Annotated in this window: 15 protein-coding genes; 5 read left to right on the top strand and 10 right to left on the bottom strand. The window is 46.0% G+C overall.

The window, feature by feature from the left end:
- Nucleotides 1-31 precede the first annotated feature (31 nt).
- Complete coding sequence (gene moaA, locus PAHA3_RS12870) at nucleotides 32-1033, bottom strand: GTP 3',8-cyclase MoaA (protein WP_062835095.1); 1002 nt, start codon at nucleotides 1031-1033, stop codon at nucleotides 32-34.
- 321 nt (nucleotides 1034-1354) lie between these two features.
- On the opposite strand from moaA, the gene PAHA3_RS12875 reads away from it, so the two are divergent.
- The 5 genes from PAHA3_RS12875 to PAHA3_RS12895 are packed head-to-tail and all read left to right on the top strand — an operon-like array spanning nucleotide 1355 to nucleotide 4155.
- Nucleotides 1355-1588 carry a DUF2249 domain-containing protein gene (locus tag PAHA3_RS12875; RefSeq protein ID WP_036613358.1) on the top strand — a complete coding sequence of 78 codons (234 nt, stop codon included), beginning with the start codon at nucleotides 1355-1357 and terminating at the stop codon, nucleotides 1586-1588.
- 17 nt (nucleotides 1589-1605) lie between these two features.
- A complete protein-coding gene (locus PAHA3_RS12880) occupies nucleotides 1606-1980 on the top strand; it encodes a hypothetical protein (protein WP_062835096.1) in 375 nt (124 codons plus the stop codon).
- Nucleotides 1967-2578 (top strand): DUF2249 domain-containing protein, encoded by a 612-nt coding sequence (locus PAHA3_RS12885; RefSeq protein ID WP_062835097.1) that lies wholly within the window; start codon nucleotides 1967-1969, stop codon nucleotides 2576-2578. The genes PAHA3_RS12880 and PAHA3_RS12885 overlap by 14 nt, the downstream gene beginning before the upstream one ends.
- 13 nt (nucleotides 2579-2591) lie before the next feature.
- Nucleotides 2592-3824, top strand: coding sequence for a hypothetical protein (locus PAHA3_RS12890; protein ID WP_062835098.1), 1233 nt, complete (start codon nucleotides 2592-2594; stop codon nucleotides 3822-3824).
- 31 nt (nucleotides 3825-3855) lie between these two features.
- Nucleotides 3856-4155, top strand: coding sequence for a metal-sulfur cluster assembly factor (locus PAHA3_RS12895; RefSeq protein ID WP_036613395.1), 300 nt, complete (start codon nucleotides 3856-3858; stop codon nucleotides 4153-4155).
- A 265-nt stretch (nucleotides 4156-4420) separates the two neighbouring features.
- Here PAHA3_RS12895 and PAHA3_RS12900 read toward each other — a convergent pair whose 3' ends face one another.
- The 9 genes from PAHA3_RS12900 to PAHA3_RS12940 all read right to left on the bottom strand — a co-directional run bounded on the left by PAHA3_RS12900 (nucleotide 4421) and on the right by PAHA3_RS12940 (nucleotide 17480).
- Nucleotides 4421-4762 (bottom strand): cupin domain-containing protein, encoded by a 342-nt coding sequence (locus PAHA3_RS12900; protein ID WP_062835099.1) that lies wholly within the window; start codon nucleotides 4760-4762, stop codon nucleotides 4421-4423.
- Between the two features lie 143 nt (nucleotides 4763-4905).
- Complete coding sequence (locus tag PAHA3_RS12905) at nucleotides 4906-6864, bottom strand: ABC transporter permease (RefSeq protein ID WP_062835100.1); 1959 nt, start codon at nucleotides 6862-6864, stop codon at nucleotides 4906-4908.
- Nucleotides 6839-7609 carry an ABC transporter ATP-binding protein gene (locus PAHA3_RS12910; protein WP_062835101.1) on the bottom strand — a complete coding sequence of 257 codons (771 nt, stop codon included), beginning with the start codon at nucleotides 7607-7609 and terminating at the stop codon, nucleotides 6839-6841. The genes PAHA3_RS12905 and PAHA3_RS12910 overlap by 26 nt, the downstream gene beginning before the upstream one ends.
- Before the next feature lie 190 nt (nucleotides 7610-7799).
- Nucleotides 7800-8798: a sensor histidine kinase gene (locus PAHA3_RS12915; protein ID WP_062835102.1), complete on the bottom strand. Its 999-nt coding sequence runs from the start codon at nucleotides 8796-8798 to the stop codon at nucleotides 7800-7802.
- On the bottom strand, nucleotides 8795-9508 hold the full coding sequence (locus PAHA3_RS12920; protein ID WP_062835103.1) for a response regulator transcription factor: 714 nt from the start codon (nucleotides 9506-9508) through the stop codon (nucleotides 8795-8797). Before PAHA3_RS12920 ends, PAHA3_RS12915 begins: the two co-directional genes overlap by 4 nt.
- 83 nt (nucleotides 9509-9591) lie before the next feature.
- Nucleotides 9592-10566: a hypothetical protein gene (locus tag PAHA3_RS12925; protein ID WP_062836094.1), complete on the bottom strand. Its 975-nt coding sequence runs from the start codon at nucleotides 10564-10566 to the stop codon at nucleotides 9592-9594.
- A gap of 71 nt (nucleotides 10567-10637) precedes the next feature.
- Entirely contained in the window at nucleotides 10638-11681 is a 1044-nt protein-coding gene (locus PAHA3_RS12930) for an SPFH domain-containing protein (RefSeq protein WP_062835104.1), read from the bottom strand.
- Nucleotides 11682-12138: 457 nt separating this feature from the next.
- A complete protein-coding gene (locus PAHA3_RS12935; protein ID WP_062835105.1) occupies nucleotides 12139-16506 on the bottom strand; it encodes a glycosyl hydrolase 53 family protein in 4368 nt (1455 codons plus the stop codon).
- A gap of 257 nt (nucleotides 16507-16763) precedes the next feature.
- The gene (locus PAHA3_RS12940) at nucleotides 16764-17480 is read right to left on the bottom strand and encodes a YceI family protein (RefSeq protein WP_062835106.1); all 717 of its coding nucleotides are present in this window, start codon (nucleotides 17478-17480) and stop codon (nucleotides 16764-16766) included.
- Nucleotides 17481-17501 lie beyond the last annotated feature (21 nt).

Here is a 17501-nt window from a genome sequence, read left to right on the forward strand (position 1 = left end):
TTGATGCAAGTCGAATCCTGAACTGCTGTTGCTAACCTCCGATTTGCGACATATGTCGCAGCGTTGGCGTGCCGTCGATCTGTTGCCCGTTTAAGGCTTTTAACATGTCATGTGTTTCGGGTTTGGCTCCGAGTGCCTTGTAAAATAAATCCCGCACCGCCTTGTCATCACCTACGAGTGGACGAACATTGAACTCATCCGACCAGTAGAGACAAGGTTTGATATTTCCATCTGCCGTCAGCCTGAGCCGATTGCAATTTCCGCAAAAATGGCTGCTCACCGGGTGAATCAAACCAAACGTTCCTGCAGCTCCCACAATGCGATAACTATCTGCAGGACCATTCCCGTAAATCTCTCCACAGCTTTCGTAATCCCATCGTGCTCCGCATGTTTCCAGCACATGTTCGAGGGGCATATACCCTGATCTCCAACCATCTCCACTTTCTCCAATAGGCATGTACTCAATAAAACGAATATGAAGGGGTTCATCCCGGGTCATCCGCAGAAAATCTTCCACCTCATCGTCGTTCACGCCTTTCATCAACACCACGTTCAGCTTGATCGGATAAAATCCGGCCTTTTGGCTAGCCTTAATTCCATCCAGCACACGCTGTACCTTGCCGCCTCGAGTAATGCTTGCGAATCGATCTGGCTTCAAAGAATCCAGGCTTATGTTCACCCGGGTTAACCCCGCAGTCTTCAGCAGATCCGCATAAGCTGCCAAATAGATGCCATTGGTTGTCAATGCGATGTCCTCAATTCCCGGAATAGCGGATAACATTGCAATCAGTTGATCCAGCCCCTTGCGAACAAGAGGCTCCCCTCCGGTCAAACGCAATTTCCGAATGCCCAGTGGAGCAAGCGCCTTAACGATGGACGTGATTTCTTCATAGGACAGGATGCGTTCTGTCGGTTCAAACTGCATTCCTTCCTCCGGCATGCAATACACGCAGCGGAGATTACAGCGATCCGTAACCGAAATTCTCAAATAATCATGCTCTCTTCCAAACGGGTCCATTAATGTTGATTCCATACACGTACCTCCCTTCTCTAAGGTGCTGTCTTAACATCAGCCGAAGGAGGAACCTATGCTTCCTCTCATCCAGTGTCATCTTGACGCTAAATATAGAGATGTCTCGATCAGCGAACTGTGCAAAATATCACAAGAAGTGAAACATAGCGCACAGTTGCACATTTATATATGCTCGGCAACGCCTTTCCAAACAGGATTCTAGTCTAAATAAGGCAAAATTATGGCAAAAGAAAATGTGTGAGCAGGCTCACACAGACCCCTCTTCACCTTTTCTATAATCAAATTGCAACACCACACTATCCCTATCTGGAGGAATGACACATGAACACATACGCAGCAACCATTAATGCCACGGAGTATCCACCGCATTTGAAACATAAAGTTATTTTCGAAACGTTTGATCAATTGCAACCACAGGAATCCATGCTGCTCATTAACGATCACGATCCTAAGCCCCTTCGATTCCAGTTCCAGTCCACACATCCCGATGGCTTCAACTGGGAGTATATTGAGCAGGGCCCTACAACCTTCCAGGTCAAAATCAGCAAATTATAGATTGGAGCTGAACCGCTATGGCGCACGTTGAAATCATTGACGATACTACACTCCGCATCACGCTGCGGCTGGAAGACGCTACGACCATGGTTCAAATGGCACAGCGTGAGCAAGCGGAATATGCGCAAGAGATTATCACCATTTACGAAAAAATGCCTGTGTTCGAATATACTCATTTCTGTTTTTACGCCTATGACAGTGCAAGACTTTTTGAGCGTGTGCTCGGCATGGACCCCAAAGCATACCTGTCCTTCTCCCTCGATGCGCCGGAGTCATTCTTCTATGCGCTGTTCGGTGGAATGGCCGCCCTGTATGAATCATCTCTACAGTTGGTACAGCAGGCGGATGCAGCTAGTGCAGGATCGGATGTGAACGCACATGTCTCCATCTGATGTCCATATTGTTGAATTGGATGTGCGTCCTCATCTGAGTAAAAAGTTGGAGCCGTTTCAACTGATCATGGACACGGTCAAAGGCCTTCAGCATGAAGATGTCTTTGTACTCCATGCTCCATTCAAACCCACGCCTCTGCTTGGTATTCTCAAGATGAAAGGATACTCAAGCACATCGGAACGAAAGGGTTCGGATCACTGGGTTACCACGTTTGTGCACAAAAAAAACAAAACCGGTGCAAAAGCCTTATCTGCAATGGTTTTATCTGGATCGGAAGCTGATTCTACGTCTGAGCCCGGTTCAGACGTAGAATCAGCTTCATGCAAAGGACATCCGGAGGAACAAGCTGTTGCGATTGAAAACCTTGAACTTCTACAGGCGCCCACCGTTATACTGGACAATCGCGGATTGGAACCGCCACAACCCATGATGCGAACACTTGCCGCACTGGAGCGTTGCAAACCTGGGGAAGTCGTGCTGATCCACAATGACCGTGTGCCTGTCTTCTTGATAGAAGAGTTAAATAATCTCGGTTGCCCCTACACCGTTGAGGATCAAGCCGATGGTACGGCCAAAGTGAGAATTGAAAAAGGGTAAGGAGGCAAAGGCCATGTCCAGGTTGCCGTTTCTTTTTATCATCACGGGCATCTTTGGATTTGTAATGTATCACGCATTCTCCCTGCTCTCGCTGACAGGCTGGCTTGGTGATGAACTCAGAGGACCCGAAGGCTGGTTTCATGCCCATCTGTTTGTGCTCGGATGGGCAACCATGCTAGCTATGGGTGCCATTTATCAGTTGATACATGTTATTTTGCAATCCAATATCTACAGTCTGATTCTCGGTTATTGTCATTATTTCTTGTTCAGTATTGGAATCGCGGGCATGTTATACGGCTTCATTCGTGCAGATGTCATCTGGATTGCCGGTTCTGCTACACTCGCGCTCTCGGGCATTCTATTGTTCGGATGGAATATGGGCGCTACCCTTCTCCGTGCCTCACAGTGGAATCCGGTGACGATCAGTGCAGCTTGTTCCTGTCTTTATCTGGTTCTTACCGGGCTGTCCGGTATGCTGATGGGTCTGAATTTTGCCTTTGGTGATTGGAACGGTCTGCATGAACGCTTATTCGGCGCACATATCTGGATGGGAACACTCGGCTGGTTTGGCATGTTAATTACCGGCTTCAGTTACAAAATGCTGCCCATGTTCTACCTGTCCCACGATTATTCCATTCGACTGCAAAAAGTGGTCTTGGTTCTGTGGAATGCAGCTGTAGTTACAGGTGTTGTCGCATTTCTGACAGGTATTAAAGGAGGCTTGCTCTGGTTTGCGCTCTTACTTCTAACCGCCGCCCTTCTCTTCTATGTGTATCACTTGGAGCAAATTCAGGAGAAACGGCACAAAAGTAACCCAGGTCCGGGCATCCGCTGGTCTGTGTATGTAAGCCGTGCGTTTGCTGTATATGCTGTTGCACTACTGATCTATTCTTCGCAAGGGACTGAACTGCTGCTCCATCCACGTGTTGTTCTGCTGTCTGGATGGGTATATCTCGGGGGGTGGGTGTCTCTCACCATACTTGGCTATGCCTCCAAAATTGTGCCTTTTCTATGGTGGACCCACAAATATGGCAAGCAGGCCGGCAGACCCGGAACACCGCTGATGGCAGGTATGTTGAGTGAACGTCATGTCAATTGGGGTATGCTCGCAATGGTTGCTGGAAGCCTTCTGCTTGTCAGTGGAATTCTGATTAATCTGGCTGAGGTCATGATGGTTGGAGGGACGATTTTGTCTCTTGTCTCCATCCTTTATATAACAAATATTGCTTTGGTATTCAGACGTTAACATAAATAAGGTGGACTGGAGAGTGAACAGGATGGAACAAACCACGCATTTGCTAGAATGTCTCAAGGAAGTGTATGACCCTGAATTAGGTGTCAATATCGTTGACCTGGGTCTCGTATATGAAGTAAGGGAAGAGCCTGAACGGGTACATGTACGGATGACGCTGACTACACCAGGTTGCCCGCTGCATGATACAATTGTCGGTGCGGTGAAATGGGTTTTGCAGGAGAATACAAATAAGACCGATATTGATGTACAAGTGGTGTGGGAGCCACAATGGTCTCCACAGCTGATGTCGAATGAAGCCAAAGAAATGCTGGGATACTTCTAGGTAGAATGACCAGTGACCGGATGAATGAACAAATTGCTGCCGGAATACGAAAAAGCATACCTAAGCTCTGATGTTCTCAGACCCAGGTATGCTTTTTGTTTTGCGATGGAAGCCACACTTGATATACACCCCGGAGATTGCTAGAAGGACGAATGTTGGAGCAGAGTATTCTTGAATAAAAAATAAATAAGGAAACTCCAGAATAGAGTTTCCCTTATATTAGTGCCGATCAGTGAATCATTTATCGCTTCCTTGATATTAGATGTTAGATGTCCTTTGCATAGGATGCTGCTGGCACTTTATTTAACACCACGAACAAACGAACCTCCTGCTCTCCTGTATTATGGAATGCGAACTCTACTTCACCGCCACAATGGATCACATCCTCTTGTTTCACCGCTTGTTCTATTCCATCCAGAATAAGTGTACCTGTGCCTTCGACTACCAGCAAAATAACGTCTGTGCCCGGATGTTTATGAACAGGAAGCTGCTGACCTGGTAGAAAATGAAGGACAAAAGTCACTCCACCATCCTGCTGGAATAAAACCCTTTTTGTAAAACGGTCCTCACTAAATGCTTTGACTTCTTGCAATGACGTAATACTCATATAATCGTCCTCCTCGATAATATAATCTGTGAATACATTCATCTTAACGCAGGAAAGCCCGCGTTTCCTTGATCTGAATCAAGAAAATGCGAGCAATGAACAGATCATGAACGGTTAAATATGATCATTTGTTTCCTGGATGACTAAACCATCATTTTGCGAAGAGAAGATATATATCTGGAACGGATAACAAAGAAATAAAACGTCTGTGCAAGGAGAAACGCACCAAATACAGTCAACACCGGAACCGTATAATTGGTAATACCGAATTCAGTCAGGAATGGCTTAACCACTACCAAAGTTTCAATGATGGCAACACCGATCGGTAAGAAGAACAAAATGGCAATCTGAACGGTAGATGATCGTTTCATCTCCTGAAAACTGAGACCCATTTTCGAAAGAGAGTGCACCATTTTCCCATCTGCTTCAAGATCGGTATGCAGTCTGAAATATAGAAAGCTTGCGGACGAGATCGAGAAGATCAATCCGATAAATATGCCTAGGAAGGTAAAGAGTGCTGTATCCTGTCTGTATCTCTCAAAATCTCCATATCGAGTGCTTAGATATCCGGAGTAATTATCATCCGAAGCATTATCGCTTTGAATAGTATCTGCGGAAGACAGAATCTGATCGCTAACCATGGCTTCCGAGGAGTGCCGGTCAGGTACAGCATGACCCCAGGCAGGAATCTGATACAGAACCTTGCCAGATAACCTGTTTCCTTGGATCGGTTGTGTGATCTCTTCAAACTTCTTATCCGGGAGGACAACCACAGCAGTTGAATAGATCAAGGTTGCAAACCGTGTCTCAACATCCGTAGCTGTAACTGTTGCTTGCATTGAGCCAGCTTCCAGATTCAGGGTCAAGGTGTCTCCTTCCGCATAATTGCGAAACCTGTTGCGATCAATCTGATCCTGATCCTTCTCATTACGCGAATCTACGAACAATGCTGCGTCTGAATCCAATTGGAATGTCTTTTTTCCCAGGATTGTATTGAATCGGTTGTAATGACTAAGCGGCATGACCGAGACAGCACTCTGATCCGCATCAGACCAGAAGTGCTCCAGATACACTTGCTGATAATCCAAGCCTGCGGCTTCAAATCTCGAATCAACGGCGCTCATATCCAATTGATCCGAAGGTGTGTATACATTGTATTGGACTGCAAAATCATTATTGGTAAACTGCTCCCGGTTCTCCTGATCCAGTGACAAAATCACCACCGCACTCATTGAAGCAATCGCAATCACCACGGTCACCATAAAGAGCATGCGAGCATTATCCTTCATTTTGTAACTCATCTCTGACATCCATAAGAGACGTGTACCATGCCATACCGTTTTACGATTACGCTTCAATAAACGGATGATGAGCACGGAAAGCTGTGAATAGAAAAAATACGTTCCCGCTATGCCTGTCACTGCTGCGAGCAAGATCGTTCCGCCATTCAACTCACTGCGCAGTACCACAAAGCCGACTGTAAGTAATGCCAATCCCAGAAGTGAGAAGAACCACGAAGCTTTGGGCTCTTTTTTAGGTTTGCTCGTACCCGTCAATAACTCTAACGTCCGTTTGTTCCCGATAAAGAGCAGTGTGAAGAGCGAAATACAGAAGAATAATAACAGAAAGGCTGCTACCGTAATCAGAATTGCTTTAATCGGAAAATAAAAGGGCAGGTCATCCATCCCGATAAAACGAGTGGTTAACATCAGGAACAACTTGGACAACAACATGCCTCCGCCTATACCGGCAATAATGGACAAGCAGCCGATCAACATGTTTTCCAAAATGACCAATCTCCGAATCTGTGCGGGCTCTGCACCGAGTATGGTCAGAATGCCAAACTCCTTGTTCCGTGATTTGAGAAAAGCACTGATGGAATACATAACAAAGAAAAATGCAAACACATACACGATAATCGAAGCCACCTGCATCCCCGTAGCAGTTGTGTCACCCATCGGCAACTCTTTCACATACGGATGATAGATAAACACCGCATAGGCGAAGAAAATCATGACCATAAACACACTACTTAGAAAAAAAGCAATATACGCTCGCCCATTTCGACGAATATTGTTAAACGCGAACTGAGGAAAGCTCATGTGAATTCCCTCCCCAGAAAGATAAGGTGTCGATGATCCGCTGGAAGAACGTCTGTCGATTATCTCCGCGGTGCACTTCGGCTGCCAGTTTTCCATCCTTGATGAACACGATTCGGTTGCAATAACTTGCAGCAAGGGGATCGTGTGTAACCAGCATAATGGTCGTTTTCTCCTGCTGGTTCATCTGTTCAAGCGACTCCATGACCGCCTGAGATGACGTAGAATCCAGGGCGCCGGTGGGTTCATCCGCCAATACAATCGAAGGCATATTGATCATGGATCTCGCAATGGCTGTGCGCTGTCGCTGTCCGCCCGAGATTTCGTAGACTCGTTTATCCAGAATGTGATCAATCCCGAGCTTGGCTGTAATTCGTTGTAGTCTGCTCTCCATCTCCTTCAGTTTGACCTTGTCCAGTGTCAATGGAAGCACAATATTCTCAGCAACCGTCAGTGTGTCCAACAGATTGAAATCCTGAAAGACAAATCCGAGTTCCCGACGTCGGAACATGGCAAGTTCTTTCTTTTTCATATCAAACGGATTCATGCCATTAATCAGCACCTTGCCCGAGCTTGGTTCATCAATGGTCGAGACCATGTTTAACAACGTGGTTTTGCCGCTGCCCGACGGACCCATAATACCCACAAACTCACCTTGCTTGATTGTCAGATGAATATCACTAAGGGCTTGGGTTTGCACTTTGCCCTGATACACTTTATTGAGTGCCGATACCTGTAACATTTCCATGCGTAATTCCCTCCTGATCCATCATTCTATATACGTTTATTTCTATTCTTATCCTAACTGACCTCCTGTAACGGTGCTATCGAATTACCTTAAACTTCTCTTACAACGCGTTTAAGGTTCTGTTCCCCTGCCTTCTCGATCACACTTCTGTGCATTAAAAAAAGCACCTCACCCATGGGCAAAGCGCTCTTTACTTCGGATATTTCGTATGAACCCAGCTGAATCTGACCAACGTTCCCTCATTCGGCTCCGAAAACAACTCGACACGGTTATCCAGGCGGGCACTGATCTCACGGACTAGATATAACCCCATTCCCGTAGATTCGTGGTATTGTCTGCCCCGTTCGCCTGTAAAATAGGGATTGAACACGCGATGAATATCCTCGGACGAGATACCGATTCCCTCATCCTGAATGTCCAGGATTGTACGATCTTCCTGCTTATAGCCAGTAATAATGACTTTTTTGCCTGATTTGCTATCGGAATAGTTCACGGCATTGGTTAAAACCTGGGTGAACATGAACCGTAGCCACTTGGAATCACTGTAGATCTGAAGGTCGCCCTCCATACGGATATCCGGTGTAATACCTCTGCGAATAAATAAACGTCGGTTCTCGGCTATACTGCTCCGAAGTACTCCTTGCAAAGACAACAGCTCCACACGAAAATCCCCTTCGAACTGTTCAAGCCGTGATGAATGCAAGACCATTTCAAGTCCTTTGCGCAGCTTATCCAGCTCATCCTGAATACTGCCAGCCGTCTCATCGTCCACATCCTCCAAGGTCAGTTGAATGATGGACAACGGTGTCTTCTTCTGATGAACCCAGCGATTCATGAATACCACCTGCTGTTCCTTGCTAGTACGTAATTGACCCATCTCATTCTGTCGATTACGCTCCAATTCATGTAACAATTCCTGGATGGCTTCCGCCACGACCGAATTTCCAAGTGTTTGGAAAGGCTCGTTTACCCGTTTACGTGGTTGTTGAAGTAGACGATAATACGCTCGCAACTGGAAGTAACGTATGACCAGATAGACCATCAGCACCACGGTACTAATCAGCATGCCATAGAGGACAATTTTCATCGGACGGCCCTCACCAGAAAGCCAATACACACACGGAACCAGCAGCATCTGCAGCACATAAAATCCAACTAACATCTGGTGGTCTTTCAGAAAAAGTCTCATATCCCTTTCCCCTGATCGGATGAACCCAGATCCAACACACGATAACCCGCTCCGCGAACCGTCTCCAAAATCTCTTCTGCACCCAGCTCCTTCAACTTCCGGCGAACACGTGTAATATATACATTCAACGTATTGTCATCAATAAAATGCTGATCTTCCCACATCTGTTCAAGCAATTTTTCCCGACTCACAACCCGCCCTGCCTTCGCCATTAGTGCTTCCACCAATATGGCTTCCTTTTGTGTTAGCTCTGTAGAACGTTGATCATATTCCAATACGAATCGCTCAGGATAAAGGATCATGGGACCGTTCTTCACCTTCACTTCCTGCTGCACAGCAGCATAAGAACCATAGGCTCTGCGCAGCTGACTACGGACTTTGGCAAGAACGACTTCATATTGAAAAGGTTTCGTAATATAATCATCCGCTCCATGTTCCAACGCCATAATCTGATCCATACCACTATCACGAGCCGATATGAATAAAATGGGACATATGGAATGTGTGCGTATCTGCCTGCACCAATAGTATCCATCATATTGAGGCAAATTCACATCCATCAGCACAAGGTCCGGCTTCACTTCCACAAATTCATCCAGTACATGACGAAAATCATCGGTGACCTGTACCTGGAATCCATTTCGGGTCAGATAAGCCGCCAGCAATCCTGCTAGCTTGGCATCATCTTCAACCAACAATATCGACTGCATCGTTAACCCTCTTTCCGTTTCCTGACGTCAGTGTATCACATCTAGTTACCCATTCTAGTCGGAAACGGCTTGGAAATAAAGGGTCAGACTACGAGACGCCCCCTCTTCTCTGCCAACCCAATAATAGCTTCCACCCCTGAGTTAAACTCAAGAAAGTCCTGCTCAACCCCATCGCTGAATATAACACCATCCTCTGGCATCTGGGATACAATGTGCAATGGTTGCTTTGAATGAATCTGTCCAAACACTAGATTGGCAGCTGTCGTCCGGCTCGGAAACGGTTCACGTACTGAAAAATATAAGTACGGCGCATCCCAGTTAAAATGATTCAGTTCCCTCCTGCTTCCATGAATGGATGCCGATGCTGTAGCAACCTCAGCTTCAGAATTCATGTTCTGCCATGCCGCTGACCCTACAATTCCGGTGGCTCCGGCCAGCACACTTTTGAACCAGCCTGTTGATCCCATGCCTGTGGATACAATGATACCACTGGAGGATTGTTGTTCTGCGGATGAACCCAAACGCACTTCATAACGTGCCGATACATGTGTCTTCCGGCCAATGAACAGATCATTCACACCATATAGATACTGTCCATCATTGAGTTCCACTTTGGCGAGAGTGACTTCTTTCAATGTTCGTTGCTTTCGAATGACATCAGGGACAATGAAGCTCAGATCCTCCACGGTAAAAGGTAATAATACCCCATCCCAACGCATCGGGTCCGGATTCACACCAATGAGCGGTTGCTCAGTTACATACTTGAGGGTATTAGCTACAAGCCCATCCTGTCCCACCACAACCACGATATCCTGCTCTCCAAAGATAAAATTGGGCACATGTTCCCGATCAATGGTCTGTACACGACCCAATTGTCCCAGTTGCTGCTGTGCCTGCTGCACAGATAGCCGATAACGACGGTCTTCTTCCATATAATCACTGAAGTCTGCGCCCAGACGTTCAATATAGAACTGAGCTTGCTGCACCGTGTTATATCGAACCACCAGCTCTTCCAGTCTGGTCCGGCGCTTCACCAGAATCAGTTTATGTTCGCTCATTCGATCATCTGCCGCAGGCTGCTGACGTACAGATTTCCCTGCCTGCTCTGCTTGCTCTCTTCTTCCTAATCTCATCTCGCTCGACCTCCCTGATCTCTGCCCGGCGCGGGAGACATTAATCCCTGCAACAGATCCGGCGAGATATTAAGCTGTCCGATCTTGCCTGCATTTTCAGCCAGTTCCTGGAACGCGAGTGCGATCAGCTTATCGGAATTCATACCCATGTTCGCCATCGCTTGCAGTACATTTGGCTGTACATTTTGCAACGAATTCATCACGGCAGCAATCTCATACGCTTTGGCATCCGCTTCCGCATTGTGATTGGCAATGGTTAACTCAATCAGTTGTTGCTTACGTTCCTCCATCGCTGTATTGAATTGAAGCTGCTCCTGCTCCATCTCGTTTTGTTTCTGTTTCACCGAGCGCTCAGCCTGCAATTGGGTCTCGCGAATTTGCTGTTTCTTTGTCTCTACGGCAATTTCGGTGTTCAGTTCGTTCTCTTTCACTCGTCTTTCCTGTTCAATAGATGCATTACGACGCACATAGAGCGCTTCATCTGCCTGACGTAAAATCTCTTCCCGCGCTTGGGCTTCCAATGCACGCATCGTCTCTTTATTAGGCAGAATGGCCAGGATGGATAGACTCATCAGCTCAACGCCCAGTTTCTCCAACTCTTCACTTTGCACAACTTCACGTTTCATGCTGCTTGCCAGCCGTTCACTGGATTGAATGGCTTCTTTCAGCGGCATTTGCTCCAGATGTTTCTTGGTTAGTACTTTCGCTGTGGTGATCACCCGTTGGTCCAGCTTGCCGGGGTCGTCGGAGATATACCGATTTTTGCGCAAATTGTACGTGTAATTCAGACTCTGGGTTATTTTCAAATAATCCACTATGCGATAGCTTAGCTGTCCTTGCACAGTAACCGTCTGATAGTCCGCTGTAATCTCTTCGAACATGAATGGTACATCCACCGAGGACACGGGTAGAACCACTACCGATGTGGTCGGCTCATAATAATAGAAAGACAATCCGACACCTTGACGTTGTACCTCACCATTTTTCACTTTCATGACATACTCACTGGGTTGAAATTTCGCAAATCGGAATCCAAACATGGCTCATTCCCCATTTCTTAATATTGTCGTTTTGATATTATCGAAATGATAACAAATTAATTTGATATTGTCAATACGACATTAACAAAATGTTTAGATGCCTATTTAAAGAAAGCGGGTCCGTTCTATATAAGTTGAACTAAAGATTATTTACACTGACACTCCGATGACAGAATAACCTTCTAATCGCTGTTATCCCCAGATTTTTTCGATTCCCTTTTCTAAAGGGAAAATCCGGTGATAAAGGCGAACGCTTCGCTTTTTCAGTTTTTTCTGTCCTCTCCGTTATCGTGTAAATCAATAGTTAAACTTATATAATCTCTTTTCACAAAAAAATAAAGAGACCGAATCCTATGATCCGATCTCTTTAGATACTTCGTTATTTTCTATTCATGAGTGTTGATAATGCCATCAAGCATCACCCTTCATAATCAAAAGCGGGCTTTTTGAACTACCTCTAATACAGTTGTTCCATCAGTCTGGCGACTGCAACAGCACCCTGTGCACGGTTCGCTGTTTCTTTCGGAGCAAACGTGCCATCAGGCATGCCATTTAGCAGTCCAAGTTGTTGCATCGAGGCTACAGCCTCTTTAGCATATCCCGCGATCTCGGCGTTGTCTACAAACACCGTATTTCCTTGTGTAGCATTGTTCGCATCCTGATCACGTTGCAGAACCTGCAGCGCTCGATTCAGCATAATAGCCATATCTTCTCGTGAAATACGTTCATTGGCTCCAAAGCTTCCATCTGCTCGGCCTTGAATAATGTTCATTTCAATTCCGAGTCGTACTGAATCGGCATACCACTGCCCTTCCTTCACATCTGTTGGGAATGCGATAGATGGATCGAGCTGACGTGTATCACCAATACCTTTAATAACCATTTGCAAAAATTGTGCTCTGGTCAGTTCACCTTGTGGGGCAAAACGAGTTGCGCTCATCCCCGTAATAATTCCCTTACCGTAGAGGTTCTGCACCTCTTGGATCGCCCAATTGTGATTTTGCAGATCATGTAATGGTACTTCAACTTCTGCAATGACATAACTGCCGGATTCCAGAGGTTTGAATACCATTGTCTTCGTCTTGTCATCGTACTTGGAATACGTAACAGGTCTCATCTCCCCACTTGGAGATACAGAATGCACGACCATAACTACATCATTCTTCTTAGACTGCTCTACATTGGATAGAGCAACTTCAACCTTCCTGTTTGTCCATTGCAAAGGCTTATTATTCATTAACAAATTCACATCGACAATCGCATGATTGCCGATTGCTGCTTTTTGCAATGTAGTCAGCGTATCTGTCGATCCTTTTGCCACTACGATGTCGAACGTTCCAGCATTCTCCGCAATAGTTAGCGGGAGTGAATTTAGAGGAACACGAACGGTAGTCGATCCTACGACTACATCCAAAGATTGCACTTCCTCTGAACGAATCCATGCTGCCAGTTGACTTGCAGCCAACTGGAATGTGACTGTCTTGGCTGTGTCAGGCACATCTGCAATCAGCTTCAACGTACGATTTCCTGCCTCCATGGATTGCAGTGCCTGATTTAATTGAGATGCATCTGGACGAATCGAATACTTGTCATCCCCAGTTGCTGTTCCTTTTACCGTGATTGAACCCTTCGCTGGTGCAGCACCCGAATCAACAGACGGGGTTACAGCCGGATTCCCCGGCGTTGGAGCTGTTCCCGGGCTGGAAGGTTGTGATGGTTCACTTGGTTGGGATGGCTGCCCAGGGCCAGGTGTTACATCTTGACGTACAAGCTTACTCACAGCATCTTGCAACGCACGATCCGCCTCACTTACATCTTGCGTTGAAGATTCAACATCCAGAATGAATGCCTTCGCTTCAGAGAGCGCCTTACTGAATACATTCCAGCTTGCAGTCGTGTATTCGGTTTGCTTTAATTTCTCAGCGGCATCTACAGTAGCTTGCAGTGCAGATTTGTCCGCCGGGAACGTACCGTATGCTTCAAAATCCATAAACCCTACCCATTCTGGACCTTCTGTAATCGTTACAAGAATATAACGCGCTTCTGTATTGTTCGAGAACACGTGTCTTGGCGCTGTTGAAACGACAACGTCGCTCGTGGTATCGACCACTTTCACAAAATTTTTGTTATCATTAGACACTTCAATCGTATATTTGATTCCGCCACTCCACATCGACATTTCGATCTTGCGCAGGTTTGCGACTTGTCCCAAATCCACTTGCCACCAGCTACCTTTACTCTGGTCTGTTCCCCATGAACTATTGGGATTGCTGTCAATTGCACCTTCTGGGGAGTTGGGTTGATTGTCCCCTGTACCTGCACTTGTTGAAGCCGTCGCCGTCTTACCTGTAGTTAATGCTTGCAACTGAACGAGACTCTGATTCGCTTGTTGCAGTACTTCATGCGTTTGATTTACCTCAGCTTGTACTGCATTTTGATTATCTCTCACTGTGATAGCATGCTCTAATGCATCCATTAGTGTTTGCCAGCTACGATGAGTATATGAAGATTCATTTTGCTGTTGCGTCTCACCAATAAGCAGAGCCAATTTTGTTTTATCTACATCGGATAATCCGTTTATCGCATCCTGCAACCGTTTCTCTGCAGCATTCACTTCAGTCTGGGTTGCTCTAGGATCTGTCATAACCTTATCTGCATTAGCAAGAGCCTTGGCAAAAATATCCCAAGTTAAGGCTGACCAATCCGACTCCTTGTAAGTCTGAGCATCAGTCAGCTTAGATTGGAGGGAATCCCTCTTCGCAGGAACCACGTTCATTTGCAACATAACTTGTTCAAGCGCAGCTGTTGCATAATTGGTGTCCGATTGCGTCACTCCAGTTGATGTATACGCTTGGTTGTACACATCCTGTGCTGCCTTAATCGCAGGAGCAAGTGAGTTCCAGCTCGTTTCTTCAAAATCCGGAGCTACCAAACCTTCGGCACGTGTAATTGCAGCCGCTAAATGCTGACGATCCGCAGGTACATTTTCTAGCCCCCGCTTGTAAACATCCAGTGATGGCAAGGCACGTCCTTCGTAGGAGTATCCACCATTCCCAGGAAATTCATCATAATCGAACATCGCATGATTCTCCCAAGCATCGCCTTCGGAAGCAATCCAGCCCACATTCGCCGCTATCCATGCAGGCTCCCAATAGAAGAACCCGGCTCCACGGTTCGCAGGTACGTCAGCAATCATATCCATTATGCCAGCGATTGCATCATATTGACCTTGAACTGTTGCAGGGAATGTTGCTCCCCCAACATGTAGCGCTTCATCCGATCCAATGATATTGCCATGAGCATCCCCATTTTTATAGGAAAATGGATAGGAAGTCTCGGCAATAATCACGTCTTTTTCGAACTTTTCAGATACTTCATTCATCGTCTTTTGCACATCGGCAAATGTCCCATGCCAGAACGGATAATAGGAAAGTCCGATGATATCATAATCAAGCCCACGACTCTCTAGTTCACTAAAGTAATCCTTAAACATTTGTGCTTTACCACCCTCAGCCAGATGGATCATAATCTGAACATGCTGGTCCTCTTCTTGGAGGGCACGCACAGCATCAACACCTCGTTGTAACAATTCATAATTTTCCTGAGGGTTTACCCTGCTGTTGAATCCATTCAGTACACCACTGTTAATCTCGTTACCGATCTGTACCATATCAGGCATAGCGTCTTCGGCTTTCATCTCACTTACAACTTCATACGTATAATCATATACAGCTTGTTTCAACTGGTCGAAAGTATAACTTTCCCAAGCTTTAGGACGAAGTTGCTGGCCCGGGTGTGCCCACTCGTCAGAATAATGGAAATCAAGCAGTACTTTCATACCTTTTGCTTTCACCCGTGCGGCTAGCTCAATTACATCTTTCTTATCGTTATAGCCACCGGATTTCTGCGGATCATTCCATAGACGAAGGCGCACGTAATTGACACCACGATCCTTCAGGATATCAAGCAAGTCCCTTTCAGTGCCATTACTATCCAGATACTTCCCTCCATTAGCCTCAATGGCGGTTAACGTGGAAATATCCACTCCTCTTACGTAATCCGTCCGGTATCCTCCAACGGTTACAGTGGCCTCCGGTTGAACAGGGGCTCCATATATTGCACCTGTCACGGTAAAAGTATCAGAGGATGCATACTTCAAAGGGTCGATACTATCCCATGCTACTGGAACCGAACCCGACTTTCCGTTCAGATACTGTGCTGTCACTTTTGTCGGCAGAACAGGAGCAACCCCAGCCATTGTTTTGACCTGAACGGCATTGTATCCGGTAATGTTTGCCGGATCAGTAGCTTCCTCTTCCCCCCAAACCTTAAGCTCGGATATTCCGGGCCACCAATTTGTTCCCGCATAGTATGGAATCGTGACCTTCACATACTGGACAGGTGTACTGATCTGGAATTCTTCACTGGCAACACTCTGTTTTATTTCGTTAGTCGTTTTGTCCACTGAAGTTGACCAGTTACTTCCATCAACAGATACTTCAATCAAATATTTTACAACTTGGTCTTTGTCCTTCCAGGTCAATTCCGCTCCGGAAAGATCATATGGCGCACCTAGGTCTATGGTCAACCAATGAGGATTGCTCTCAGAAGAAGGTGAGCTCGCACTCCAATGAGTATTTACATCACCATCCACCGCCTTTTCTTTTTGCCCCCCATACAATAGATCTTCCTCACTTACCGTAACCACCTTGTTAAGTGCCACGTTCACTTTCGCATCTTCTGCAGCAGCTGGACGAATCATCAACCCCAGATCACAGAATAGCATCAGTAATACCAGACACCCGCTTATGTACCTTTTGTTCACTCTTGATCTCCCCCTTTTTGTGTTTGATTGTGCATGGATCAATGAATGTATTGAATCTTCCTCATTGTAAGCGCTTAATAGCTATAGGCGACACGGCATTATCCAAAGGAAACAGCAGTTATTTTAACAATATGATCCTGTAAAAGTTACATTTAAGCTATATCCATCACACTATTTTGCAAGAGAAAGCAAAAAATCTGTCCGTCCACCCTAAGGCAGAACAGAACAGATTTTTAGGTATATGATCATTGTTACACTTATTTGGAAAGTTTCAATTCAAGTTGTACTTGGATATCATTTTCAGTCGAGAGCACCACGGAGTGCGGATTTTCCATTCCGAAATCTTCGAACGTTACCATGGATGTTGCCGACAACAACACTTCGTTATTCTCATAGGCGGCTTTTGCATCAAAAGTCACTTCTTTTTCGATACCTTTAACCGTAATGGTACCATTCATTTTGATATCAACCGTTTGACCGACAGGCCATTCTGCAGGTACACCTTCAAATGAAGTCGCTGTAAATGTTGCTTGTGGATACGTAGCAATATCGAAGAAATCGGCTTGCTTCACGTGACCGTCCCGTTGTCCATTTCCGGAATCAATCCCGTCCATCTCGATCTGTCCTTCTGCTTTCATCTGAGCAGCATCGTCTACATTAATTGTCCAATTGCCTGTTACCTGCTCGTCCACAAAGTTAACGGTCTCCTGTGAAGTGGTTACGGAGAAGTATACTTTTGACCCTTCACTAATGCTCCAGTCTCCATTCAACTGCTCTGCTGCCGCTGTTTCATTAGCAACAACCGCTCCTGTGCTATCAACTGCTGTTGTGGAAGTCGCTGTGCTTGCAGGCAGGACCTGTTCGATCTCAACGTTGTTCCCCAAGTAACTATTAGTGAGATAGTAACCACCGCCACCGATTACGGCAACCGCCGCCACACCTGTAATAAGCCATGCTTTTGCTTTCTTGTTCATCTGTATGTTTCCTCCAGTATA

The organism is Paenibacillus amylolyticus (assembly GCF_001570725.1).
Taxonomy (GTDB): domain Bacteria; phylum Bacillota; class Bacilli; order Paenibacillales; family Paenibacillaceae; genus Paenibacillus; species Paenibacillus amylolyticus_A.

Coding starts and splice junctions, on each gene's coding strand:
- PAHA3_RS12895 (WP_036613395.1), top strand. CDS start 3,856: ATGGAACAAACCACGCATTTGCTAGAATGTCTCAAGGAAGTGTATGAC.
- PAHA3_RS12900 (WP_062835099.1), bottom strand. CDS start 4,762: ATGAGTATTACGTCATTGCAAGAAGTCAAAGCATTTAGTGAGGACCGT.
- PAHA3_RS12925 (WP_062836094.1), bottom strand. CDS start 10,566: ATGAGCGAACATAAACTGATTCTGGTGAAGCGCCGGACCAGACTGGAA.
- PAHA3_RS12930 (WP_062835104.1), bottom strand. CDS start 11,681: ATGTTTGGATTCCGATTTGCGAAATTTCAACCCAGTGAGTATGTCATG.
- PAHA3_RS12875 (WP_036613358.1), top strand. CDS start 1,355: ATGAACACATACGCAGCAACCATTAATGCCACGGAGTATCCACCGCAT.
- PAHA3_RS12905 (WP_062835100.1), bottom strand. CDS start 6,864: ATGAGCTTTCCTCAGTTCGCGTTTAACAATATTCGTCGAAATGGGCGA.
- PAHA3_RS12915 (WP_062835102.1), bottom strand. CDS start 8,798: ATGAGACTTTTTCTGAAAGACCACCAGATGTTAGTTGGATTTTATGTG.
- PAHA3_RS12940 (WP_062835106.1), bottom strand. CDS start 17,480: ATGAACAAGAAAGCAAAAGCATGGCTTATTACAGGTGTGGCGGCGGTT.
- PAHA3_RS12890 (WP_062835098.1), top strand. CDS start 2,592: ATGTCCAGGTTGCCGTTTCTTTTTATCATCACGGGCATCTTTGGATTT.
- PAHA3_RS12885 (WP_062835097.1), top strand. CDS start 1,967: ATGTCTCCATCTGATGTCCATATTGTTGAATTGGATGTGCGTCCTCAT.
- PAHA3_RS12910 (WP_062835101.1), bottom strand. CDS start 7,609: ATGGAAATGTTACAGGTATCGGCACTCAATAAAGTGTATCAGGGCAAA.
- PAHA3_RS12920 (WP_062835103.1), bottom strand. CDS start 9,508: ATGCAGTCGATATTGTTGGTTGAAGATGATGCCAAGCTAGCAGGATTG.
- PAHA3_RS12880 (WP_062835096.1), top strand. CDS start 1,606: ATGGCGCACGTTGAAATCATTGACGATACTACACTCCGCATCACGCTG.
- moaA (WP_062835095.1), bottom strand. CDS start 1,033: ATGGAATCAACATTAATGGACCCGTTTGGAAGAGAGCATGATTATTTG.